Below are 22908 nucleotides of genomic sequence, written 5' to 3'. Positions count from 1 at the left end.
AAGCATAATTAAACACTAAACAAATGAAGCAAATCTTTTAATCTAACACTACCTCATACTTCATTGTAAAATCTTATTCTTTAACATCATAAATAAGCTCTGCAACTTTACCATCAAAATATACAAAATCACCATTAGATAAGTTCCAAATTGCTCGCATTCTTTGAGGAGTTTTGATACCATCCTCTTCAATATAATTACTTACTTCTATTGTCCATTTCTCTTTCTCAAATACTCCATCGCCCTTATCCATATAACGATCTCTTGTTTCAAACTTAACCCATTTACCTTTTTCATTAAAGGTGAAGACCCCATCTACTTTAATGCCTCCGTACTCAATAATTGCTTTAGCCCGCTTCTTATCAATCTCTTCCCATTTAATGTAGTCTTGCAAAGCAGCATTAGGCATAATTAAGACTTCAGCAAGAAAAGTCACCAATGCAGACTGATCCATTTCAGGTCCTTCAACATTAAAAAGTGGAATAAACTTTAGTAATTTTCCAGTCATAACACCCTTACCATTTTGATATTTATCTCTACCTTCGAAAGGTATTACTCCTAAAACATTTGCCCTGAGATATACTATCCTTGTTGGTTTTGTAACAAAATTATACTGTTCACTATATAAATTTAAAGGTTTTTCATCGATTCCCCTTTTAAACTCGGCATTCTCAAATACAATTTTAGCATTTAACATCTTTTTCTTACCTATATAACCAGCATATCTAAAATATCTTTGAACAGGTTTAGGAAGTTTTGCTATCTCCTCTTCTGTAAAGACTTCCTCATTATATTCATAATTTTCAAGTTCGCTTTCTACTTCTGAGATAAAAGTCTGCTTTATGGTTCCAGCTTCAACCGACAGATTCATTACAATTAAAACTAAAAAAGTTAATACTATAATTCTGTTCATTTTAACCACCCTCAATTTTTTTATTATTTAATTACTATTCACTTAAAGTTTTTAGTCAATTAATCTACAATTTCTTTACTAAGGTCCTATTTATTTTCTTCTAAATTAATAATCATTTCTTTCTCCCTTCAAAACAATAAAAGAGAACGTTCTTAAATTCACAATCTATCTTTAAAGTGTTCAATATTACTTTCCTTCAAGTTGCTTCTTACATTCCATAATGCTTTTTAGCAATGAAGCTGAATTAGGTGAAATACTCTTTGAAGTTCTGCCTCCTTATTATTTGTTTTTGGAAGCTGGTATTCCTTTGCTTTTATTATTAGTAGTTATGATTAGAGGGATTGATAAAAGGTTAAAATAGAGTTTAAATTAATCAAAACTAGAGAAAGAAGGCTCAAGTAAAATTAAAATAGTTATTATATCATTTGTATCAATAAACACTCAATATTTATATCGTCTAATCTTCCTCATATCTTATTTGTCCCTTTAATCACTTTCAGCCCTTCTCTTCTACTCAATGAAGATAACTCATGTTCATTAATAAATCTTTTAACTATCTCTGGATCTATCTTAGAATATTCTCTTAATGACCAACCGATAGCCTTCTGGATAAAGAATTCATCTATATCTTTTAATCGCTTTATCAAATTAAATAATAACTGAACATCTGTATCTTCTTTATAAGCTAATTGAAATAATAATGTTGTTCTTTGAAGCCATATGTTCCCTGAGTCTACCCAACTTTCTATGTAATAATCCCTTTCACCGGGAAAAAACTTAAAATATTCGCCTACAAGTTTCTTAGAAATTCTATCTATTGTATCCCACCAAGATTTATCTGTTATCATATATTCAAATAGTTTAATAATATCTTTAGTAAATTCGTTTCTATACCTCTCCAGTAGTTCCATAGCAAAGTATTGGTACTCTCTTTCAGATAAATTCCATAATTTCTTTATAACAATATCAACTTCGTCATAACTTGGTCGATTATTTTTTCTCATGAATTTACGAGTAGCCTTTCTTCTTGGCTGAGCCTTAATACCGAAAAATTCAAACTTATTTCTCATATACTGCTCCATCTTTGGCGCATACTCCGAATTAGCTTCTTCTAGATAAATTTTAGTTATATTTTCTATATATTCATCTATACTATTTTTTTCATGCATAATCCTCACCTCTTAAATATACTCTAATTACTGCTTTATATGCATTGTTAAGCAAGACGTTTTAAAACCTTTAAAACTTTCTGTTTGTGTTTTAATCCTACAAAATTACCAATCTTCTTATCTCTTTTTATTCTTGCGCCATACTCTTCAATCCAATTGCGTTTACCTGAACTATCTGAATCAGTTAAAAACCATTTTGGATTAGAAAAACCTTTAGTTATTGTGTCCCATTGAGGTGATTTAGTTGGATTAAAAGTTAAAATTCCATGTTCAAGTAAAGATATTTGCTTCGCATCATATAATTTTTTCGAAATATTTTGAAGTTCATCATAAGTAGCATTTGTAATATCATATTCCTGAGACAAATCTTCCCAAACAGATGGATCAGCTATTCTATTGTCTTCATGTTTCTCTTCAACATTAAAATTAGCTTTGGATTCTTTTGACTGATTGAGTTCAAAATTAGCCTTCCTTTGGTAATAACTGATTTGATTCTTAAGCTTATTTGTTTTCATTAAAATTCAACTCCTCTTTACTCCTCTAATCATATTTTTTCTCTTGTATAGTTCATATATAATTCTTATCCTGATAAACTCCACAATCATTACTATAATATTAATTCACCAACGATCCATTAATTCCCTTTCAAAGAACAAAAATATAAACTTTAAAAGGATTATTAACAATTTATCTAGAAATAATCATGTATAGTAAGTATGTTTTAGTATTTTTTTAGCCTCTTATCGAACATATGTGCTAATTTGTCACTATTTAATTTATTATTGTGAAGAGGAGGTAACATTTATGGCTCATTTAAGGAAACTTGGACAAAAAAAGTATAAAATAGTAATTGAACTTGGACGTAATCCTGCTACTGGTAAACGTAAGCGCAAGACTAAAACTGTATTTATCCTCATTCAAAAGCCACTTATATGAACCTCCATTTTGCACTTTAGGGATTAAGTTATTAATAATTTTTCTAAAATGAGCTACAGAAATCTAGTATTATATACTCTTTCTTTTTATTATAATACTTAAATTTCAAAAATATATAATGATACAAAACGTATATTTCTTTGGCCTATCCATAAACTATATTAGATGTATTCTAATCATTGAACATTTCAAATCAATATTTGAAGATAGATGTTAGGAAATGGAAGTTATTTCATGAGTTATTGTAAATTTAATAATAATCATCTGGAGGGAATTAAAGTGCAAAAAGAAGAAATTATCAAAAGATTAAATTGGTTCTATTCTTTAGAGCATAACCAAGTCGACCTTTATACAACCCAAAGTAAAAATACCGATAATTTATATATCAAAAAAACTTTTGCTAGAATATCTCTTATTGAACAAAAACATGTCAATATGATTGCTGACAAAATAAAAGAACTTGGTGGAACACCTACATTGTTAGGAAATGTAATTGGATCATTAAGTGGAAGAATAACTGGTAAACTTACTGGCAAAACAGATATGACTAACTTGTTAAAATTAAATATAAAGCTAGAAGAAAAAGCTATGCAAGATTATAAACAATTTATCTCGAGTGTAGAAAAGAATGAAGATTTATCTGAACTTTTATGGTCTAATTTAATAGATGAAGATTTACATAAAGCATGGTTTTATAGTAAAATTGATGACTTAAAAAAGAATTGAAACTAATTAGCAAACTGATTCTTGAAGACTAATAACTAAAATACTTTAAATACTAATTTACAAGAAATATTAATTAAATTAATAATATAACCACTTAAGTACTCAAAAACAGTCTTTATATTATCAACCTATTAACTTTTTCTTCTCCATATATAAGACGATTAGTTCATCTAATTCTTGACTTTTTTTGAGCACTTTTGCATTATTAATTTTATTTTTTTCTTCAGCTAATTTTATCAACTCTAATTTTAATTTAATTATTCTATCTTCTAAATGTATAATACTACACATATGAAAATACCTGCCCTTCTTCCAATTTCATAACATCACTAATTATACAGAATTATACAATTCATTTCAAGTTAAAATGAATAAGTTTACATTAATTTAACAATTGATTTAATAGTTCAATTATATAAACTTATTATTTTCCCCATATAAAAACCTGCTAAGAATATTGTAGTTATTAGAATAAAATGAATAATGAACCATCCTATTTTACCATATTCTAATAGTTTTTCATCAACTGGGTTTCTATCCTTTTTTGACACAATTAACCCTCCAACCCATTCAAATATTAATAGATATATCCACCACCAGGTATATGAGTCCCATACATCCCAAAATAATTCGTATTCAATAAGTTTAGTATTAGTCTGCGCCCAAGTTTCAGCAAACATTCCTAAATGAACTATCACCCAATAAAAAGGAATCTTATATGCCCATGAAGTCGGGCTATATCTTACACCTAATAAAACTAAAAATGGAAAAACAGTTAAAATAATAAAGAAAGGCATCGATGAAATACTTGGAAATAGTCTATAAGGAAATGAATAAAAACCAATACTAATAAAAATATAACATAATATTTCTCCTACTATTGCGCTTATTAAAAATAATGAACCATATGTCTTCTTATTAAGCCAAATGACATAAATGGAACCTAATGCTGTTATAATTATTCCTGCAACTGATACGTACGTTTCAATATTAAAGTTTAAGTTCATGATTATCACCTTCTATATTATAACTTTTCCTTAATTTATGTTTCTTATAATCAACTAAAGATAATAAATCTTATTATTATAGAAGAAATTGGTGAATAATCAATAAATATGATATGTATCATATTATTTTATTGAATTATATCTTATAATTGGAATAACATAATTTTTTATAGCAAATTATAATTCGAGGTGTTGATTTATGTCAAATACAAATAACATCATTTTTAAATCTACCTGCCAACAGATGCCCTACGGAATAATTATTCTTAATGAAAGATATGATGGAAAAGGTTATCCAGATGGTCTAAAAGCAAATCAAATTCCTCTAGAAGCTAGAATAATAGCAATTGCAGACAGCTATGACGCTATGACCACTGACCGTCCTTATCGTAATGCATTAACTCCTAGGACTGCGCTTAAAGATATTAATTCTAATTTAGGATCTCAATTTGATCCAGAATTAGAAGAAATATTTTTAAAGCTTTGTAATAATGGAATTATAGATTAAATTTAAATTATGCACTTTATTTTATTTACTTATGACCAAACTTAAATTCTTCATCATCTAAATCAAAGAGAATAAAATTGAAACGGTAAATTAACCAAGCACTAATTAATAAAGGGAAGTTAAATAAGTAAAAAATGATACTATATATATAATCACTTTTTAAAATAACATCAGTTTTGAGACTGAAAAAATAACTTAATATTTGTAAATTTATAAATCCCCCTAAAAGATATATGACATACCCTGATAATGATGAAATAACAGCTGATAACCAGTCTATATTAGCAAATCTTTTATACAATAAAATTAATAATAAACATAAAATATAACTCTTTAAAACATGAATATTTGTAATATACTTCCCCAACAGAATGGTTACAATAATTTCACCAGCAGTAAAATATAATAAAATTTTGAAATAGTTCATTTTTGATAACTTGATACTATTGATTCCTAGCCCTACATAAACTAATAATAAATCTTTAACATAAATAAAAAATAAACTTTTCATAATAGATATTTGCATTAATTTGCCTTCCTTTCTGACTTTCTTTCCCTAGGCAAATAACAGATGAATTCTGTTCCATACCTTTTTTCACTTTTTATTTCTAATCTTCCATCATTCTCTTCAATTAATGACTTAATAATATATAATCCAAAACCTCTATCTTCCCCCTTAGTTGAAAAACCTGGTTTTAAAATTTCAGTTAATAAATTTTTCTCAATAATAGGCCCACTATTATATACAGATAGCACATATTCATTCCCTTTATATTTACCTAAAACCTTTATAAGCTTATCTTTACTATTAAAATCTTTTGTTGCATCAATAGCATTATCTATTAAATTAGAAACAATTCGGAAAATCTTTTTTAATGACATTTGAACTCCTGTGATTTCATCTTCAATTTGACAATTAAATTGAATTCCTGCTTGCATAGCCTTTAATTTCTTAGGGATTAAGATAGAATCTAATACTGAATTTGATAATTCATTTTGATATAACTTAGTATTAGCTAATTCATGATTTAAATCTTGAATATATGCTTTAACCTCATCCTCTTTTTCAAGTTGAATCATTCCATAAATTGTTTGCAAATGATTTGCAAAGTCATGTTTTTGAATTCTTAAATTCTTATTCAATTTCTCTTTCTCTTTTAACTCAATTTTTTGTATTTTAAACTGCATTTCTTTGTTAATTACTTTAAATATCTCCTTAATCATAATAATTGAAAAAACAGATAACCCAACAGCTATAAATAAAATAATATCTAATAAAAACTTAGGACCTAAATTTATTATATCTAAACCTCTCCATACACCAGTCATTAACAACCAAAATGATTGAATAAGTAAAAGAAATACCACATATTTTAATTTAGATGTTGATCTCTTCATCATTTAACATTCCCTTTATATTAAATTCTAAAAAATAAATACTTAAAGCACTAATTAATAAGGGAACCTTACTTAAATAAAATAATCCAAAATATAAACTTAGACTTTTATGTACTTCTTGAATATTAACATTAAGATACTGAAAAGCTACTGGCAAAACTAAGGCTTCACCCATAAACATTATAATAAAACCTATTATAGCTGACATTATAGATAGTTTCCAATCTATATTAATAATAATTTTAATCAGTATACTCAAAACCATACATAATATTATCGAATGCAACCCATATAGATTTCTAGCAAGTACTAAAATAATATTATAGCAAATACCAATTTTCAAATAGTTCTTTAATGTGCTTTTAATACCAAGAATACCTAAACCTACATAAGTCATTAAAATACTTTCTGGAAAAGTCCCTAGAAAAACCTGCAAAATTGATAGTGACAATATTAACTCCTCCTACATTTATTATTCTAATTAATTCTATCTTTAATGATTATATCCTATATAGTTATATTTAGATACTTGTTCCATTTTCCCTTTACCATTTATGTAAATTATTATTTAAAATTACTATTAAGGACAAATTATTACTTATATATAATGTTTCAAATAAAACTAACCGGACAAAAATTAATTTGCCCGGTCAGCTAATAGAACATACTTTATTGATTTTTCTTTAAAACCTTTGGAACTTTTGGTTGACAACCAAGTGCACCACTTGCAGATGATACATTACTTTTAGCTACTTTCTTTAAGGCCCTAACAATTAATTTTTTCATTCTTATTGACACCTCCTTTCTAATATTTTCTATTGAACAACTTGTAAGCCAAAGGTGTAATTGTAAACAACTGCCATAACATTCCTAATGAACCTGCTAAGATGAATTGTTTCCTACTTCCTATTAAGTTTAAAATATAATAAAACAAAATTAATATGAAAAAGATAATAAAAGACAATTTTTTTAACTTAAAACGTTTTTCTATAGAAGTAATTGGTTTCTCCTCAATATCCGCTGGGGAATAAAAATAAATAATTACACAACCAATTAACAAAATTGTCCAAATTAATATATACATATATTCTATTTGATTAGCAAAATTATGAGCAATCAAAGCTAGCATTGTAAAAACAGCTGTCCATGTCAATGCACAATTTCTAAAACAAGATGCATGAACTCCTCCTGAAAAAATTCTAATTAAAGAAGCACTAACTGCGGCTGTTAATGCTAACCAAGTAACATTAAATAGTGAATAAAAAATCATTATTAATAAATAGCCACCTAAAGTAGATAATAAAATAGTTAATCCATATTTAAATGTTTCTTTCTCTTCTTGAGAATGGCTTTCAAATAAATATTCGATTATTTTATCACTTACTGATTTAATCCCTTGCATATTTCTTCAACCCCTCCTCCCCCTATAATTTTAAGGCCGCTTCACTAAATTGCATAACAACCTTTTTACGCTAAGTAAGTCAATGACTAAAATAAACAATTCCGTTATAATGTGTTCTTCAATATCAATTATCTTGATTATCACACTTGAAATTTTTATCAATTCTTATTATATCACTAATACCAATATTCCCTTGATCCATTAGTTCAGAAAGTGCTTTTATCTTAGCCTCCTGTTCACTATCAGCTTCAACACTTATTGCCTTTGCAAAAATAACGTTATATTCTTTACCAGTCATTTTAAACACCCTTTTAATATGTATTTTATTCCCTATTATTAATATCTCATTTTTTAATTATCTTCATATTTCTAATTTATTATCTTTAAATAACTTAATGAAGGCATCTATAATTTTAGGATCAAACTGACTCCCTGCACAGTTTTTTAATTCTTTAATGGCTCTTTTAGATGAAAAAGCCTCTCTATAAGGTCTTTTTGAGATCATAGCATCAAAAGCATCTGCCGCAGCAATTATTCTGGAAATCAAAGGAATACATTTCCCTCTTAGGCCATCAGGATAACCCTCTCCATTAAAAAACTCATGATGATGACGAATACCTACTATTATTGTTCTATTAAAATTTGCTTCTTTTACAATGTTAGCACCAATTATTGAATGATTCTTTATCTTTATAAATTCATCTTCTGTTAAATTTGTTTTTTTATGTAATATTGCATCAGGAACAGCAACTTTTCCAATATCATGTAATAAAGCAGCAAACCTCAAATTGTTTAAAGTTGTCTCATTTAAATAAAGCTTTTTACCTAATTGTAATGAGTATTTAGCAACATTTTTACTATGGGTAGAAGTATATTCATCTCTCAATTCAATAATTCCTACAAATGCTTTAGCCAGTCTGTTATCCACTTCGTCCCCTCCTTTTAAATTACAATAATTAATCTATCATTAATAAAATTTATAAAAAGGAAAAGCGAATTTATTTTATAAATATTATTTAATCATTACGCATCTAATATTCTGTCTTAGCAGACCACTTGTTTCCATAACCTTCACTTCATCAGGTCTTGTCATGATTTTAAAAACTGAAAACTCTCTTTAATAGTATAACTTTCAATTATTAAGAATTTGATTCCTATAATTTTAGCTTAATAAATAGCTTAAAGCGTCTTCGTTACATTCTTTAAACATACTTTCTCCTAAAATCTCTTTTAAATTTAAAATATCAAATATATCTTTAACATCTGGTTGCAAGTTGCTTATCACATAATTTATTTCATCATGGTCTTGAAAAAGCTTAATCATCTTTCCTACTCCAGTTGAATCAACAAATTTAATTCCACTAAAATCAAATATGATTTTTAAATAATTTTCTTTTATATCTAAAACCTTCTCCACTAAAGAATCTACTGTTGCCATATCCAATTCTCCAGTTAATCTTAAAATCGCAATCTCATTTTTATATTTACATTTTATTTCCAATGTAATCACCCTTTCATTAAACAACTCTAATATAACCATCATCATCAAGTGTAACTGTTATATTATTCTGTTCATAATCAAATTTATAGGTCTGATTTCCAATTTTAACTACCACATTAATATATGCTTTTTTAGCATATACCTTTTTTCCTTCTGGAACTTGTACTTGAACTTTACTACCTCCTGGACTCCCTAATTCTTTGATCATTATATCTCCTTGTGAATTTATATTACCTCCCCTAAATACCCCTTTTATTCCTTTAAATTCAATTTTTCCTCCTGCATTTAAATTCGAATTATATGCTCCATTTCTATTTATTATAATATCACCACTAGCATTTACATAACTATTTTGAAGATATCCCGCTTGAACCTTAGATACATTAAAATCAAATTTCTTTAAAACTTGACAGACATCATTAATACGGCGTCTTAAAATGATTAACTCAGTTAATTCTTGTATTTTACAAAAACCATTTTCACTAATTTTACCCTTTAAATTTTTTACTACGTAATTTAAATCTTTCATTATTGTTTTTTGTTCTAAATCATCTATTAATGTATAAAACTCCTTTAATATTTTGCTAATTTCAGTATATTTTGTATCCAATAACAGTTGTATAATTTGCTTCTCACCATTTTTTTCTAAATCCTTTGTTTTAAATGACTTATGAGACTTTAATTGAAGAATTGCCTTTTCTAATTCTTCAAACAATTCAACTAATTTATTTAAATAAAAATAACATTTTTGATAGTAAGTTGCTAATCCTCCAGCAACTACTTCACTACCTATAATATTATTCTTTACTAAAATATCACCACCAGCCTCTAAGAAGGCTTGAGCTACATTCCCGTTAACTTTTATCATTCCAGTAGCCTTTACTTGAAAGTTCTCACATACATCACCCATAACAATAACATCCCCGTTAAAATCAATATTTCCCTCTGATAAGTTCACGTCACCTTTAACAACATAAATTTCAAAAATAGTTAATTCACCATTTTGAATTGCCGGCCTTCCATCTTTAGTAGCCACTGCTTTATCACCTATTATTTCAACACCATCTCCTATTTGCCAATCAATATTCTGTGGTGGTTTCACACCAAGCTTTTCACCAAATATATTGTATCCTACTTTTCCATACTTTGAAGCATATTTAATAGCAAGGACTTCTCCTTTTTTTACAGAGTTAATGCTATTTATTGAAAAATAATCTATTTTTTGAGCAGGTTGCTGTGAAATATTCTTATTAGAATCTTCTTTATTAAATAAATACTCTATTTTTTCATCAACACTTCCAGTCGCTGGTCTTCCTTCAGCTATTAAAAACTCTTCTCCTGGACTTTCTATTGCTTTTTTAATAAAGCCTTCTTTAATCCCATAAGTAATATTTAATTCTTTAAGTTTTTTATATACTTCTTCAAGGTCAACTTTTGGTGGCTCAATTTCTCTAATTTCTTTTGCAATAATTAGTATTTCATCATTATCTGTATTTTGAATAATTTCAGCTTTATATTTTATTCCTTTTTGTTGTGTAATTTTTAAAAAGGCCATCATTTTATCTTGAGTATTATCAATATTTATCTCATTATTAGGTTCTTTATCTTCAGTTTCAACTCTTATATCGTCATTTCCTGATACTAGAATAGAATCTTTAACTAAATTATTATTTACATATAAGTTAATATTCGTACCACTTTGAATTACAGGATAACTATTTTCATTTGTCTTTTTTAATCTAATTTTATCTTCTTCAATAAAAACTAATTCCTCAAATCTTTCTTTAGAATTTAAATTCTCATCTTTATAATTGTTATTTAATAATGGTTGGTCGTTAGTTTGGTTTTGATCAGGAGTATCTTTATCTTCCGCTACAGTTAATTTCACTTTAGCTAGTTTTTTGCCAAATCCTAAAAAGCCTTTCTTACTCTTCTCTATAACCTCTATACTAACTTGATCTCTATTGACATCTAATATTTGTAACCCTTCATTAATTGCTGATTCTATATTAACATCTTTAATAATAACTTCTTGTGTTTGCCCCAAAGTTCTTCACCCCTTTCCTAACTAATTTCTTTTTCTAAAATTAAAGTAGTCCCTTTATGGTCTGTCTTCAATAGTAAGCGATCAATAAAACGTAACATTAATGTAAAACCATTTCCCAGTGAAAAAGAAGAAGAACCTGAATAATCTTTCATTAAAGTGGCTTTGGGCAAATCACTAAAATCAATCCCATTACCATAATCTTTAACTATTATGTTTAATTCATTTTCTACTATTTTAATTAAAACTTCTCCCCCTCCAGCATGTTTTAAAGCATTAGTTATAGCTTCAGAAACACAGAGAACAATATGACTCTCTTCTTGGTTATTAAAATTTAACTTCTTTAATACAGCTCTAATTACTTCTCTAAATTTTCCTATGTCTTTAGGTTCTTCCACAGTTCTTCTGATTATATTACCTTCTCTTTCTAACTCTTCCTCTAATTCTTTTTCATTAATTAAGATTAACTTTCCACCAGTAACTGCCTCAATAACATCTCGATATATTTGTAACTCTCGTTCTCGGTTTTCTTTTTCAGCTTTAATAACATCAGTCACATCTACAGCAATCATTCCACCTGATTTATAGCCCAAAGGCAAAGCATGTAAATCATATGCTTTTTCCCCTTTTTCATCTACAATAGTATCTCTTTTATATTGATTATCTCTAAATGCATTATCCATAAACTCTACTAAATATTCTTCAGGCAACGATATCTCATTTTTTGATAAACTTTTTAACCTTCCTCTTTCATATTTTAAAACATCACCTACTTCAAATGCGTCAAGTAATTTAGACTTTTCCACCTCTTCTTTTAGTCTTTCTCGAATAATATTTTTAGTTGTTGATGGCAAATCTTCGGTTAACTGATCTATTATATCTTCTGATGATTGACTTAATATCTCAAAATCTTCTTTATTTAGTCTATTACTTTCTTTTCCGCCTCTAAAAACTGAAATTATATCAAAGCCTTGGTATGGGGGTTTACCATTTGATTTAACCAATGAAATTACTAATTCTAAATCATCCAATAACTTCACTTTATATTCTCCAGGGTCAACATTACTTTTTAAAGCTAAACCAATTGGACTTATTAATTCTATTTGGCCTTTAAAAAAATCTTCTCCATTAATTTCTTCTAATCTAATCTCAAGCTTTTTTCTAGGCTTCTCTGCCAAATAGTTTCCATCAATTAATTGTTTACATTCAATACAGTCTTTTTTTATTTTTGCTTTTCTACATTCTATACAATCCATTGTCTCCCCCCCCTAACCTTTGAATTTACAAATTATAAAACTAATATCATCTGGCTGTGTTTGTTTTAATGAAAACTCTTTAATCTTTTTAACTAATTTTATTTTTAATCTATGAGCTGGTAAATGATTATTCTTTATAAGTAAATTTTTAATACCATCAAGTTTAAATCTTTTTTTATCACAATTACGTACATCTGTTAAACCATCAGTATAAAAAATAATGATATCTCCTTTATTCAACTTGATTTTATTGCATGAATAACTGTAATGTGGTTCAATACCACATAAAATTCCTGTGTTCCTTAACAATTGGATTTTACGTTCCTTAGCTGACCATACAATGGGGGGGTTATGTCCAGCATTGCTGTATTTCAATATTTTAGTTTCAAAGTTAAAAGCCCCATAAAATGCTGAAACAAAGATTGGTGAATCTTTCAAATCATTATATAAATTATTATTTAAATTAGTTAATATTTCAGAAGGCTTTTGATTAAACTTACTTAGAATATTAAAAGCACTATGTATAGTAGCAACCATAATCGCTGATGGAATCCCCTTCCCCATTACATCTGATATTAATATTCCTATTTGGTTCTCATTTTCATTAAACCCAAAGTAATCCCCACCGACTTCTTGCGCTGCTTTAGAGTAAGTTGCTAATTCTAACTCTTCTCGTTGTGGATTCTTCTCAGGCAAAAATGAAGCTTGGATTTGTGCAGCTATATCAATTTCTTTTTTTATTTTTTCTTCCTTAATTTGTCTTTGTAAATTTTCTATCTTTTCTATCCCATTTTTTAAATAACTAACAAATGTCCTAATAACTTCTTTATCTCCATCTATATAATCTTTTTCTTTATTGAGTAAAGCTATTCCACCGACTAATTCTTCATCATATGTTATTAATTTGCTGATCAAACTCCGGAAAGAATTTGTACTCAGTTTTTCATTTAAAATGTTATTTTCATTAATTTCATTTTTAATCAAAATTCTTGTATCTATTTCATCAATTGTATAATTGTTTTTAATATCATTAAATAAAGATACAATATGTTGATTAGCTGTGTTTATAGTTGACTTTACTAAGTATCCTTCTCCTTGAAAAATATCTTTTACTAAAATAATTCCTTCTTTAGAATGAGAGAACTTTATTAATTCATTTAACACTCTTTCTAAAAATTTATTAAACTGAACCTTATCTTCTATTTTTGTAAATTGCTTATATAGGTTATTAATTTTTTTAAATAATTGGTTCCTATGTTTTAATCTTTGTGCCTTATATTTTTGTCTTTGAATCTTAACTTTTTCTGTTATATCTCTAATATTATATAAAAAACATTCTTCCCCATCGTAATCTATTAATCGAGCATTTAATTCTACATCTAAGATATCTCCTGTTTTGCATTTGTGTTTACTTGCAAAAGTATAAACTTTATTGTCTATTACTTTCCCCATATCATCATCAACTTCTTTTAAGTCTCTAGCAACCAATTCTCTAACATCTTTTCCTAATAATTCTACTTTTAAATTATATTTATATAACTCTATGGCTCTTTGATTAAGATCTACTATTCTTTTTGAGTCTGTATTAACTACTAAAATAGCTTCTCCTGAGTTTTCAAATAACTGTTCATATTTCTGTTTTGCATTTAATAATTTTTCTTCAAATTCTTTTCTTTTAGAAATATCTACACTCAAACGTACTGCTCCTAAATAGTCTCCTATTCCATTTATTAAGGGATTAACATATATTGCATATTTCTTACCAAAAAAATTGGCTTCTCTTGTAAAACTAGTTCGTCTTCCATTTTTAAAACTATTAATTATTTTTTTGGCTTTTTGATATTTTGATGAAGAATGACAGCTTTCTAAGTATTTCCCTTCCATAAAACCATCTATTCTCATTTGTTTCTTAGCTTCATTGTTAAAGTAAACATATTCTTCATTTTCATCTATAACAACTATTCCTGCTTTTATACTTTCTAAAATCAATCGAAATTGTTCTGCTTTTGTAAAAATATATTCTTTAAATTCTTCTAAGTCCTCAAACGTTTTATCTTTTAAAAATGTTAGCATTCGCTCACCCCTTCAGCTAAACAAAATATCTATAAAATTAAAATAAGAAAAACAGAGCTTTAAAAATTATTTTTAAAATATATAATCACTTGTGATGCTTGCCACGACCCACATAATATAAAATAATAATTTAACTCTGTTTTTCTAAAGTTATAAAGCAAATTCATTCTTTTGACTTCATAAAATTAACTATTAAATTATCTAGTTGTTTACTTTTTTTAATAACATTCTCATTAGTTCTTTTATTTTCTGTGCTAGCAATCATTAAAAGTTCTCGTTTTAACCTTTCAATTTTTTTATTTAGATCCTTTTCTTTTAACATACTAACATCTCCAATTTATAATATATTAAAGTTGATAACAATTAATAAAGCCTTATTCCTATTTATATCAAACCAAAAAGGAATAAGGCTTTATCATAAAATAACCTTACATGTTCCCTTTGGCAGCTTTGACAACCTTAGTATAATACCTTAGACTCAAAGCTTTGCGAACTTACTTTTCAGAAAGAGTGCCTTTATCAAGAGAAATCTCAAAAATATTATATTTTAAAAACATTGCATGAAAATTAAATTTAGTGATATTTATTTGTTGATTTTCTGCTAAATTGTAATTTTTTATATAAAAAAAGAGGAATTTATGTTTTAGTATCTAAATAATTATACTAAAGTTACTATTTTTTATTACATTTATGTAAATTATATGATTAATAATTAATTTATTCTAACAAAAATTGATTTTATTAACGTTAAATTTAATTTCTACGCAATGTTATATTATTTTCCATTATAAGAAACTTTATTTACTATTTCGTTTAATCGTTTTTGATCATTATGTAAATATCTTTGTAAACTAGCTAAATGTTTATGTCCTGAAATTTGTTTTATTTCAGATAAAGAAGCACCATTTTGACATAAGTGGCTTAAAAAAGTATGCCTGCATTTATGGATTGTTACTTCATCAGACAATCCTGCTGATTCAACCCACTGTTTAAAATGATACTGCAATGTTCTTTTACTAATCCTCTTTTTTCTTTCACTTATAAATAATGGATTATTATTAATTGAATTTTTCGTTCTATTCTTTAAATAAGAGGTTAGAAAAGGTACTAACTCTTCATTCATCCCGATCATACGTGCATTTCCCCCTTTTCCATTCATAATTCTTAATGTTTTATTCTCCAAATCAACATCTGATAAGTCTAGCCCAACACATTCACTAACTCTTATTCCTGTATATAATAAAGTAGCTAAAATACACTTATCCCTAATAATGTTTCTTGAGTCTAGCTCAATGGTTTTAAATAATTTATTGATTTCTCTTTGCTTTAAATAGATTTGAGTTGTCTGTTCTTTTTTAGGTAAAGATAAATCAGAGGCTATATTTTTAGTCAACTTTCTTACTTTTGATAAGTAATTCCAAAATGATTTTAAACAAGCAATTTTACGGCACCTTGTTGAATTAGAATTTTTACGTTCTTGAGATAAATAAACTACAAATCCTCTTAAATCATCTAATTGTATTTTCCCTAATTTAACCTCTTGTAGTTCTAATTCATTTGTTGACTGATCAATTTGCTCCTTATACCATTTTAAAAATAATAGTATATCATATTCATAAGCTTTAACTGTTGTTTGTGCATAACCCTTTTCTGCTTTAATCCACTGTAAATACTCTTCCATTAAATTTATAACTTTCATTTTAAATCCTCCCTCTTTAATATTATATATTATTATGATTTTTGCTTAATTTCTTCATTAATTGTAATTCAACCTTTATTTTGAAACTCATTTGCTATTACATAGTATAACTCTTTTATTTTTTAATCAGTTTATGAAAATAATTAGAATTATTCTCATATAACATTCTTAATAATATATCTATATAACCTAAATGATTAAAAAACAGTTTTTATTCTCATACTATTGAGTATATACACTACATACTTGGAGGCAAAATAATGTGGGATAAAATTAAACAATTCTTTAGAAATAAGAAGAAAAAAACTGTGGAAAGATTTAATATCAGTCAAAAACAAGATGATAAAATTGAAAGCAATATTGAAAATAATATCAATTTCTTAAGAACCAACCTTGCACAAAGTTCTGATCTTAATTTCAGAAAATTTTATATTGGAGGCCATAAAGAATTCAAAGCTGAAGTTGTCTATTTTAACGGTATGATTAAAACTGATGTTTTGCAAAGTAAAATATTAGAACCCTTAATGTTTGATATAGAACTCAATGATGAAAATACAGATATTAAAGAACAAATAAATAATAAATTAATTAACCTATCGATTCCACTAGGAAAAATCCAACCTACAAAAAAACCAGAAAAATGTATTGAAGGTATTCTAGATGGTAATGCTATTTTGTTAATTGACAAACTTCCTCAAGCTTTTATCTTAAATATTACAGCTTGGAGTGGTCGTTCAGTCGAAAGACCAAGTAACGAAGCGTCAACTCGTGGCCCTCAAGTTGCCTTTAACGAATCTATGCAGACTACTATTACTATGATTAGAAGAAGACTAAAAGATAATAATTTAAAAGTAGAAACACTAAAGATTGGTGAACGAACTAATACAGATTTATCCTTAATTTATATTAACGATATAGCAGATAAGGAAGTTATAAAAAGAATTAAACAAAGGTTAAACAAAATAGAAATTGATGGTGTATTCGATATCGGATATATTAATCAATTGTTAGCAGATAACTGGTTATCCCCTTTTCCTCAATTACGCACTACAGAAAGACCAGATAGAACAGTAGCTAACTTATTAGAAGGAAAAGCTGTATTAGTTTTAGATGGTACTCCCTTCGTAGGTATCGCACCAATAACATTTATTCAATTTTTCCAAGCACCTGAAGATTATTATGACCAATTTTATATTGGCTCGGCTCTAAGAACGTTACGTTTGGTTGCAGCTTTCCTTACTATTAGTCTTCCAAGTATTTATATTTCATTAGTCTCTTTTCATCATGAACTTATACCCTGGGAACTAGCAGCTACGATTAGCAAAACTAGACAAGGTGTTCCTTTTCCTTCTTATCTAGAAGCTCTTATCATGGAAATAAGCTTAGAGTTACTAAGAGAATCAGGTATTAGGCTGCCAGGAGCAATTGGACAGACGGTAGGTATTGTTGGAGGGCTAATTCTCGGACAAGCAGCTGTTGATGCTGGTTTAGTAAGTCCACCAATGGTAATTGTAGTCTCTTTAACAGCGATTTCTTCTTTTATAATTCCTAGTTTTGAAGCTGCAATCCCTTTAAGATTACTTAGATTCCCTATGATGCTTTTAGCCTCTATGTTTAGTGTTTATGGTCTGATGGTTGGCTGGCTGTTAATCTTAATTCATCTTTGTAGTCTAGAAAGCTTTGGTCAACCTTATTTTGCACCTTTTGCACCAATAAAAGTAACAGATTTAAAAGATAGCTTTATAAGAATTCCACTTCGACTGATGGGAAAACGACCTACTTCAATTCTTAATCAACAAGAAGACCGCCAAGATAGAGGGGAAGATCCAAATGAGAATTGATGAAATCAAAAAGTATCAAATTTCTAATAGACAACTATTCTTCATCATTATTAATATCTGTGTAGGTACTGGAATTCTATCTTTACCTCGAACTATTTCTAAAGTAAGTAGACAAGATAGCTGGTTATCCATTATTATAGGTGGCTTTCTATGGATGATTGCGATCTTTATTATGTACAAATTAGCTAAACGTTTTCCTAACGATACTATAATCCAATATAATGATAAAATCTTAGGCTCTTATTTAGGAAAAATTCTTAGTTTAATATTTATAATATATGGCGTTTTAACAACTGCTATCATTACAAGGCTTTTCATTACAGTATTGACTACCTTTGTTCTACCTAAGACTCCTATCTGGATAACAACAGCTATACTTCTTTTAACATCCTATAATTTAGTTAGCCATGGTTTAAAGACATTAGCTCGTCTCTATGAATTCCTTTTCTTTATATTAAGCCCTGCCTTTCTCCTTATATTACCAATCTTTACTCGTGCTGAGCTACTTAACTTTCAACCCTTTTTAGGAACAGGTTTTATGAATATTATTGAAGGTAGTTATATTACTATGTTTAGTTATATAGGCCCTGAAATTATACTATTAATCTTTCCTTTTATTAAGGAAAAGAACAAAGCTTTAAAATCATCTACTCTTGGTTTAGGAGTTGTAACTTTAACTTATCTCTTTATCGTAACTGCTTCTATTGGTTTTTATGGAGTTGAAACCTTACAATTTATATCCTGGCCTACAATAAATCTTCTTAAAGCAGTAAGAATTCCATTTTTTGGTCGATTAGAATTTGTGTTTATGTTTATCTGGATTGCTATCGCTTTTACAACCATTTCTAGTTATTTTTTTATGAGTAGTTATGGATTGACCCAGCTATTGCATTGGGAAGACCAAAGGTATGCTGCTTTCATCCTACTACCATTTATTGCTGAGGTAGCCATAATTCCCAAAAATATTTTACAAGTCTTTGATTATACAAGTTTAATTGCTACTATAGGGGTATTACTTTTCTTCACCACTCCCCTATTATTACTAATTATTGCTAAATTAAGAGGAATTAAAGGAGAGAGATAAATTGAAAAAGTATATACTAATTACTATTTTAATTCTAACCATGACTCTACTACAGGGCTGCTGGGACGTTAGTGAAATTGACAAAACTCAATTTCCTATAAGTATTACTATTGATCCAAATCAAAAGTCATCAGATTCTTCGACCTTTATTTATTCATTGCAATTTCCTATTTTAGATCCTAATGCTCCTAAAAAAACGAATAATCTTTCGACTGTAGCTTATTCACTAGAAAACGCCATAAATGAATTAAATTCACGTACACGCGGGACCATATCATTAGGTATGCTAAGAACAGTAGTATTTAATGAAAAAATAGCTAAAAGTGGACTTAGCCCTCATATTGATGCTTTATGGCGAAACCCCCTTGTTGCTGGTTCAATCACTTTGGCTATTACTTCTAGCAAAGCAAACAAACTTTACAATATCGATATATCATCAACTGAAATTTCTGGGCAATATTTAGATTCTTTATTTCAAACAACTTCTAATAACGCACTCTTACCTATAAAAAGCTTAAATAATTTTTTTGTAAACTTAAAAACTAAAGGCGTCGAACCTTTTCTTCCCATAATTAAATATGGTGCTAATGATATAAAGATTATAGGAGCTGCAATCTTTAATGAAGATAAAATGATAGGTAAGATTGAAAAAGAAGAATTAAGAGCTCTATTATTACTTAGAGAAAAGTTCACCCAAGGCAAGATTTCTTTTAAAGTCGATAATTATATTGTGTCTTATTTTGTAAGACAAGTAAGATCAAATATCAAACCAATCTATAAAGATGGCGAATTTCTATTCGATATTAGTATAAATTTAACTGTAGATGTCATTGAAAATACTTCACCTAAACGAATTATTGGCAATAAGACAACCTTAAAAAATATGCAACGCCACTTAGCAACTGCCATAGAAAAAGAGATTAGAATCTTAATGAATAAATTACAAAAATCTAGAAGCGACATAATCGGTATTGGTAGAATAGTTAAAGCAAAACACCCTAACTTATTTAATCCAAATGAATGGAACCAGGATTTTAGAAAAGCTAGTACCAAAATTAAGGTTAAAGTAAATATTGTACGATTGGGAATTGCAGTGTGAACTTACTTTTCCTTCATTCTATTGAAAACTCTACGCAACTCTAATACTAACCATGTTATTACTATAATAGCTGCTAACAGCTCCGCAATAGGAATTGCAAACCATAAAGTTGCTAACCCATAATATTCTCCTATTAAATACATGATTGGAAATAGTAGTACTACCTGCCTAAATGTAGAATGTATTAAGCTTGGTATTCCTTTTCCAATTGCTTGAAAAGTAGTTGATGCTATAAGAGCCGCTCCCATTATAGGATAAGCAAGGGTAATTCTTTTTAAAGCTGTTACTCCTATTTTAATTAATTTAGGATCATCATTAAACAGAATAATTAATTCTCTAGGAAAGACTTGAAAGATAACAAATCCTATAATAGTAACAATACTACTAAAGATTAAACCTGCTTTAATAGTCTTCTTCATTCTATCCGGTTTACCATGCCCATAATTATACCCAACTATCGGCATGTAACCCTGACTTAAACCAATGATCGGAAGAAAAATAAAGGACTGTAATCTAAAATAGATTCCAAATACAGCAATAGCTAAAGGACTATATGGCTCTACAATCTTATTAACTCCAGCAACCATAGCACTAGCAGACAGTTGTAAAGCCATGGCTGGTAATCCTACCTTATATATGTCAATTATAATCTGAGGTTCGAATTTAAAGTCTTTTAAATTTAATTTAAGCTGATTCTTATCACTAAATAACACAAATGCAATAAATATTCCGCTGATAAATCTAGAAATAATAGTTGCATAAGCTGCCCCTTCAATACCTAATTCAGGAAAAACCCAAAGACCAAATATCATAAACGGGTCCAAAATAATATTTAAAACAGCACCAATCAGCATCGTCAACATTGGAACAAAAGTATTCCCTTCACCACGCAAAACATTATTGGCAATCATCGGAATAAATAGCGCAATAGAACCTACTAAAATAATCTTAGTATATCGAGTTGCTAACTTAATTAATAACAGATTATCCGTAAATAAACTAATTAAATCTTCTGTAAAGTAAATACCACTTATAGCTACTAATATTGCATAAAAAATTCCAATAACAAATGCATGTTCTGCTGCGTTATTAGCTCGATGATTTTCTCCTTTACCTAATAACCTAGAGATTAAAGAAGTTGTCCCTACCCCAGTACCTACTGCCAATGCAATTAAGAGTAATTGAATAGGAAATGATAGTGAAACCGCTGATAATGCTTCCTTACTAAGTCGTCCAATATAAATACTATCAATTATGTTATAAAAAGACTGAATAAGCATCCCTATAATTCCAGGAACTGAAAGCTTAATTAATAATGGAATGATAGGTTCAGTCCCTAATCTATCAGATTTTTTAGTTAATGCCATATCTTACTCCTCCCCATCAAGACCAGATTTAAAACCTAGATTTTTACATATTTTTTTGATTATCTTCATAAAAATTTCAACTTCCTCTTGCGTTAAATCACTCTTAATTTCTTCTTCAATTGACTGTAAGATATTTAAAAATACCGGTTTGAAGTTCCTGCTTTTCTCTGTTAAATACAAAAGATAACACCGCTTATCCTTGGGGTCTCTTTCACGTTTAATAAATCCCTTCTCTTCTAGTTTCTTCACCGCTCTACCAGCAGCAGCCTTGTCAATATCATAAATTTTACACAAATCTTGCTGACAAATACCATCTTGATGATAAAGAGCAATTAAGAAAGGATATTGACCTCTGCCAATATCATAATCGGCTAACTTTTTATTTAGTAATGATGCCTGTGCTCTATAAGCAATAGATAAATATTTTGCTATAGTATCTAATCCATCCATAAATTAACTCCTTTAATTTGAATTTTAACTAATACAACTTCCTTTAGTTTGAAGTCGATTATAATTATAATATAAAATAGTTGATATATCAACTATTATTTTAATGAATTAGTCTATACTAACAAACTCTTATATCAATACAAAAAAGACCAGAGCTATGAACTCTCTGGTCTCCTATTAAGGATACATATATTTTTCATCATTAATTTAAATCTCAATAGTATATTGACGCTCCATGAGGATTCTTTATTCATAGCACATATAACTTACATAAAACTATTAACAGCTAGATAACCTAAATAAATACCTACAATCCCTATAATCCCCGCTAAATTTGGTGGGGCTGGGATTGGCAAATTAAGAAAAGAAAAGATACTTCCCAAAATAAATCCTGATAATCCTGATAAGAGTACTAAACGCACTATTCAAGCCTCC

27 protein-coding genes and 1 riboswitch are annotated in these 22908 nt (G+C 28.1%); of the genes, 6 read left to right on the top strand and 21 right to left on the bottom strand.

Annotation, left to right across the window (positions count from 1 at the left end; translation table 11 throughout):
• Positions 1-73 precede the first annotated feature (73 nt).
• The 3 genes from BM077_RS10465 to BM077_RS10455 all read right to left on the bottom strand — a co-directional run bounded on the left by BM077_RS10465 (position 74) and on the right by BM077_RS10455 (position 2597).
• Positions 74-913: a DUF6544 family protein gene (locus BM077_RS10465; RefSeq protein ID WP_089750096.1), complete on the bottom strand. Its 840-nt coding sequence runs from the start codon at positions 911-913 to the stop codon at positions 74-76.
• A gap of 467 nt (positions 914-1380) precedes the next feature.
• Positions 1381-2082, bottom strand: a complete 702-nt coding sequence (locus BM077_RS10460) for a DNA alkylation repair protein (RefSeq protein ID WP_089750094.1) — start codon at positions 2080-2082, stop codon at positions 1381-1383.
• A 47-nt stretch (positions 2083-2129) separates the two neighbouring features.
• The gene (locus BM077_RS10455) at positions 2130-2597 is read right to left on the bottom strand and encodes a hypothetical protein (protein ID WP_089750092.1); all 468 of its coding nucleotides are present in this window, start codon (positions 2595-2597) and stop codon (positions 2130-2132) included.
• 289 nt (positions 2598-2886) lie between these two features.
• Between BM077_RS10455 and BM077_RS14045 the strand changes: the two genes are divergently transcribed.
• Positions 2887-3018, top strand: coding sequence for a hypothetical protein (locus tag BM077_RS14045; protein ID WP_255361623.1), 132 nt, complete (start codon positions 2887-2889; stop codon positions 3016-3018).
• 279 nt (positions 3019-3297) lie between these two features.
• Positions 3298-3744, top strand: coding sequence for a ferritin-like domain-containing protein (locus BM077_RS10450; protein WP_089750090.1), 447 nt, complete (start codon positions 3298-3300; stop codon positions 3742-3744).
• Positions 3745-3867: 123 nt separating this feature from the next.
• Here the strand turns inward: BM077_RS10450 and BM077_RS10445 are convergent, their stop codons facing one another.
• Positions 3868-4035: an aspartyl-phosphate phosphatase Spo0E family protein gene (locus tag BM077_RS10445; protein WP_089750088.1), complete on the bottom strand. Its 168-nt coding sequence runs from the start codon at positions 4033-4035 to the stop codon at positions 3868-3870.
• Between the two features lie 116 nt (positions 4036-4151).
• Positions 4152-4751, bottom strand: a complete 600-nt coding sequence (locus BM077_RS10440; RefSeq protein ID WP_089750086.1) for a CBO0543 family protein — start codon at positions 4749-4751, stop codon at positions 4152-4154.
• Positions 4752-4950: 199 nt separating this feature from the next.
• Here BM077_RS10440 and BM077_RS10435 point away from each other — a divergent pair, with 199 nt between their 5' ends.
• On the top strand, positions 4951-5259 hold the full coding sequence (locus BM077_RS10435) for an HD-GYP domain-containing protein (RefSeq protein ID WP_089750084.1): 309 nt from the start codon (positions 4951-4953) through the stop codon (positions 5257-5259).
• Between the two features lie 25 nt (positions 5260-5284).
• On the opposite strand, the gene BM077_RS10430 is transcribed toward BM077_RS10435, so the two are convergent.
• The 13 genes from BM077_RS10430 to BM077_RS10375 form a co-directional block, all read right to left on the bottom strand.
• Positions 5285-5785: a hypothetical protein gene (locus tag BM077_RS10430; protein ID WP_089750082.1), complete on the bottom strand. Its 501-nt coding sequence runs from the start codon at positions 5783-5785 to the stop codon at positions 5285-5287.
• Complete coding sequence (locus tag BM077_RS10425; RefSeq protein ID WP_089750080.1) at positions 5785-6660, bottom strand: sensor histidine kinase; 876 nt, start codon at positions 6658-6660, stop codon at positions 5785-5787. The genes BM077_RS10430 and BM077_RS10425 overlap by 1 nt, the downstream gene beginning before the upstream one ends.
• Positions 6638-7108: a hypothetical protein gene (locus BM077_RS10420; protein WP_089750078.1), complete on the bottom strand. Its 471-nt coding sequence runs from the start codon at positions 7106-7108 to the stop codon at positions 6638-6640. Before BM077_RS10420 ends, BM077_RS10425 begins: the two co-directional genes overlap by 23 nt.
• Positions 7109-7326: 218 nt before the next feature.
• Positions 7327-7443, bottom strand: a complete 117-nt coding sequence (locus tag BM077_RS10415) for a cyclic lactone autoinducer peptide (protein WP_089750076.1) — start codon at positions 7441-7443, stop codon at positions 7327-7329.
• A 19-nt stretch (positions 7444-7462) separates the two neighbouring features.
• A complete protein-coding gene (locus BM077_RS10410; RefSeq protein WP_090095246.1) occupies positions 7463-8059 on the bottom strand; it encodes an accessory gene regulator ArgB-like protein in 597 nt (198 codons plus the stop codon).
• Positions 8060-8183: 124 nt separating this feature from the next.
• The gene (locus tag BM077_RS13765) at positions 8184-8357 is read right to left on the bottom strand and encodes a hypothetical protein (protein WP_176941702.1); all 174 of its coding nucleotides are present in this window, start codon (positions 8355-8357) and stop codon (positions 8184-8186) included.
• A 63-nt stretch (positions 8358-8420) separates the two neighbouring features.
• Complete coding sequence (locus BM077_RS10405; RefSeq protein ID WP_176941701.1) at positions 8421-8987, bottom strand: HD-GYP domain-containing protein; 567 nt, start codon at positions 8985-8987, stop codon at positions 8421-8423.
• A 234-nt stretch (positions 8988-9221) separates the two neighbouring features.
• Positions 9222-9560 (bottom strand): STAS domain-containing protein, encoded by a 339-nt coding sequence (locus tag BM077_RS10400; protein WP_176941700.1) that lies wholly within the window; start codon positions 9558-9560, stop codon positions 9222-9224.
• Between the two features lie 16 nt (positions 9561-9576).
• A complete protein-coding gene (locus BM077_RS10395; protein ID WP_089750069.1) occupies positions 9577-11607 on the bottom strand; it encodes a FapA family protein in 2031 nt (676 codons plus the stop codon).
• 17 nt (positions 11608-11624) lie between these two features.
• Entirely contained in the window at positions 11625-12860 is a 1236-nt protein-coding gene (locus BM077_RS10390; protein ID WP_089750067.1) for an ATP-binding protein, read from the bottom strand.
• 12 nt (positions 12861-12872) lie between these two features.
• Positions 12873-14933 (bottom strand): SpoIIE family protein phosphatase, encoded by a 2061-nt coding sequence (locus tag BM077_RS10385; protein WP_089750065.1) that lies wholly within the window; start codon positions 14931-14933, stop codon positions 12873-12875.
• 163 nt (positions 14934-15096) lie between these two features.
• A complete protein-coding gene (locus BM077_RS10380; protein ID WP_089750063.1) occupies positions 15097-15255 on the bottom strand; it encodes an aspartyl-phosphate phosphatase Spo0E family protein in 159 nt (52 codons plus the stop codon).
• Between the two features lie 118 nt (positions 15256-15373).
• A riboswitch (cyclic di-GMP riboswitch) is annotated at positions 15374-15458 on the bottom strand.
• Positions 15459-15708: 250 nt separating this feature from the next.
• Entirely contained in the window at positions 15709-16632 is a 924-nt protein-coding gene (locus BM077_RS10375) for a tyrosine-type recombinase/integrase (RefSeq protein ID WP_089750062.1), read from the bottom strand.
• 260 nt (positions 16633-16892) lie between these two features.
• Here BM077_RS10375 and BM077_RS10370 point away from each other — a divergent pair, with 260 nt between their 5' ends.
• The 3 genes from BM077_RS10370 to BM077_RS10360 are packed head-to-tail and all read left to right on the top strand — an operon-like array spanning position 16893 to position 20656.
• Positions 16893-18473: a spore germination protein gene (locus tag BM077_RS10370; RefSeq protein WP_089750060.1), complete on the top strand. Its 1581-nt coding sequence runs from the start codon at positions 16893-16895 to the stop codon at positions 18471-18473.
• Entirely contained in the window at positions 18463-19557 is a 1095-nt protein-coding gene (locus BM077_RS10365; RefSeq protein WP_089750057.1) for a GerAB/ArcD/ProY family transporter, read from the top strand. The genes BM077_RS10370 and BM077_RS10365 overlap by 11 nt, the downstream gene beginning before the upstream one ends.
• A 1-nt stretch (position 19558) precedes the next feature.
• Positions 19559-20656 carry a Ger(x)C family spore germination protein gene (locus BM077_RS10360; protein WP_089750054.1) on the top strand — a complete coding sequence of 366 codons (1098 nt, stop codon included), beginning with the start codon at positions 19559-19561 and terminating at the stop codon, positions 20654-20656.
• Positions 20657-20658: 2 nt separating this feature from the next.
• Here BM077_RS10360 and BM077_RS10355 read toward each other — a convergent pair whose 3' ends face one another.
• The 3 genes from BM077_RS10355 to BM077_RS10345 all read right to left on the bottom strand — a co-directional run bounded on the left by BM077_RS10355 (position 20659) and on the right by BM077_RS10345 (position 22895).
• Complete coding sequence (locus tag BM077_RS10355; RefSeq protein WP_089750052.1) at positions 20659-22023, bottom strand: MATE family efflux transporter; 1365 nt, start codon at positions 22021-22023, stop codon at positions 20659-20661.
• A gap of 3 nt (positions 22024-22026) precedes the next feature.
• Positions 22027-22473 (bottom strand): MarR family winged helix-turn-helix transcriptional regulator, encoded by a 447-nt coding sequence (locus tag BM077_RS10350; RefSeq protein ID WP_089750050.1) that lies wholly within the window; start codon positions 22471-22473, stop codon positions 22027-22029.
• Between the two features lie 266 nt (positions 22474-22739).
• Positions 22740-22895: a XapX domain-containing protein gene (locus BM077_RS10345; RefSeq protein WP_089750048.1), complete on the bottom strand. Its 156-nt coding sequence runs from the start codon at positions 22893-22895 to the stop codon at positions 22740-22742.
• Positions 22896-22908 lie beyond the last annotated feature (13 nt).

It is taken from the genome of Candidatus Frackibacter sp. WG13 (assembly GCF_900114655.1).
Taxonomy (GTDB): Bacteria; Bacillota; Halanaerobiia; order Halobacteroidales; family Acetohalobiaceae; genus Frackibacter.
The sequence above is the reverse complement of the archived record's forward strand: the minus strand, read 5'-3'. Positions and strand labels throughout refer to the sequence as shown.

Bases quoted from the DNA above. Each gene is read 5' to 3' on its own strand.
- BM077_RS10465 (WP_089750096.1), bottom strand. From the start codon at position 913: ATGAACAGAATTATAGTATTAACTTTTTTAGTTTTAATTGTAATGAAT.
- BM077_RS10460 (WP_089750094.1), bottom strand. From the start codon at position 2,082: ATGCATGAAAAAAATAGTATAGATGAATATATAGAAAATATAACTAAA.
- BM077_RS10455 (WP_089750092.1), bottom strand. From the start codon at position 2,597: ATGAAAACAAATAAGCTTAAGAATCAAATCAGTTATTACCAAAGGAAG.
- BM077_RS14045 (WP_255361623.1), top strand. From the start codon at position 2,887: ATGGCTCATTTAAGGAAACTTGGACAAAAAAAGTATAAAATAGTAATT.
- BM077_RS10445 (WP_089750088.1), bottom strand. From the start codon at position 4,035: ATGTGTAGTATTATACATTTAGAAGATAGAATAATTAAATTAAAATTA.
- BM077_RS10440 (WP_089750086.1), bottom strand. From the start codon at position 4,751: ATGAACTTAAACTTTAATATTGAAACGTACGTATCAGTTGCAGGAATA.
- BM077_RS10435 (WP_089750084.1), top strand. From the start codon at position 4,951: ATGTCAAATACAAATAACATCATTTTTAAATCTACCTGCCAACAGATG.
- BM077_RS10430 (WP_089750082.1), bottom strand. From the start codon at position 5,785: ATGCAAATATCTATTATGAAAAGTTTATTTTTTATTTATGTTAAAGAT.
- BM077_RS10425 (WP_089750080.1), bottom strand. From the start codon at position 6,660: ATGATGAAGAGATCAACATCTAAATTAAAATATGTGGTATTTCTTTTA.
- BM077_RS10415 (WP_089750076.1), bottom strand. From the start codon at position 7,443: ATGAAAAAATTAATTGTTAGGGCCTTAAAGAAAGTAGCTAAAAGTAAT.
- BM077_RS10410 (WP_090095246.1), bottom strand. From the start codon at position 8,059: ATGCAAGGGATTAAATCAGTAAGTGATAAAATAATCGAATATTTATTT.
- BM077_RS13765 (WP_176941702.1), bottom strand. From the start codon at position 8,357: ATGACTGGTAAAGAATATAACGTTATTTTTGCAAAGGCAATAAGTGTT.
- BM077_RS10390 (WP_089750067.1), bottom strand. From the start codon at position 12,860: ATGGATTGTATAGAATGTAGAAAAGCAAAAATAAAAAAAGACTGTATT.
- BM077_RS10385 (WP_089750065.1), bottom strand. From the start codon at position 14,933: ATGCTAACATTTTTAAAAGATAAAACGTTTGAGGACTTAGAAGAATTT.
- BM077_RS10380 (WP_089750063.1), bottom strand. From the start codon at position 15,255: ATGTTAAAAGAAAAGGATCTAAATAAAAAAATTGAAAGGTTAAAACGA.
- BM077_RS10375 (WP_089750062.1), bottom strand. From the start codon at position 16,632: ATGAAAGTTATAAATTTAATGGAAGAGTATTTACAGTGGATTAAAGCA.
- BM077_RS10370 (WP_089750060.1), top strand. From the start codon at position 16,893: ATGTGGGATAAAATTAAACAATTCTTTAGAAATAAGAAGAAAAAAACT.
- BM077_RS10365 (WP_089750057.1), top strand. From the start codon at position 18,463: ATGAGAATTGATGAAATCAAAAAGTATCAAATTTCTAATAGACAACTA.
- BM077_RS10355 (WP_089750052.1), bottom strand. From the start codon at position 22,023: ATGGCATTAACTAAAAAATCTGATAGATTAGGGACTGAACCTATCATT.
- BM077_RS10350 (WP_089750050.1), bottom strand. From the start codon at position 22,473: ATGGATGGATTAGATACTATAGCAAAATATTTATCTATTGCTTATAGA.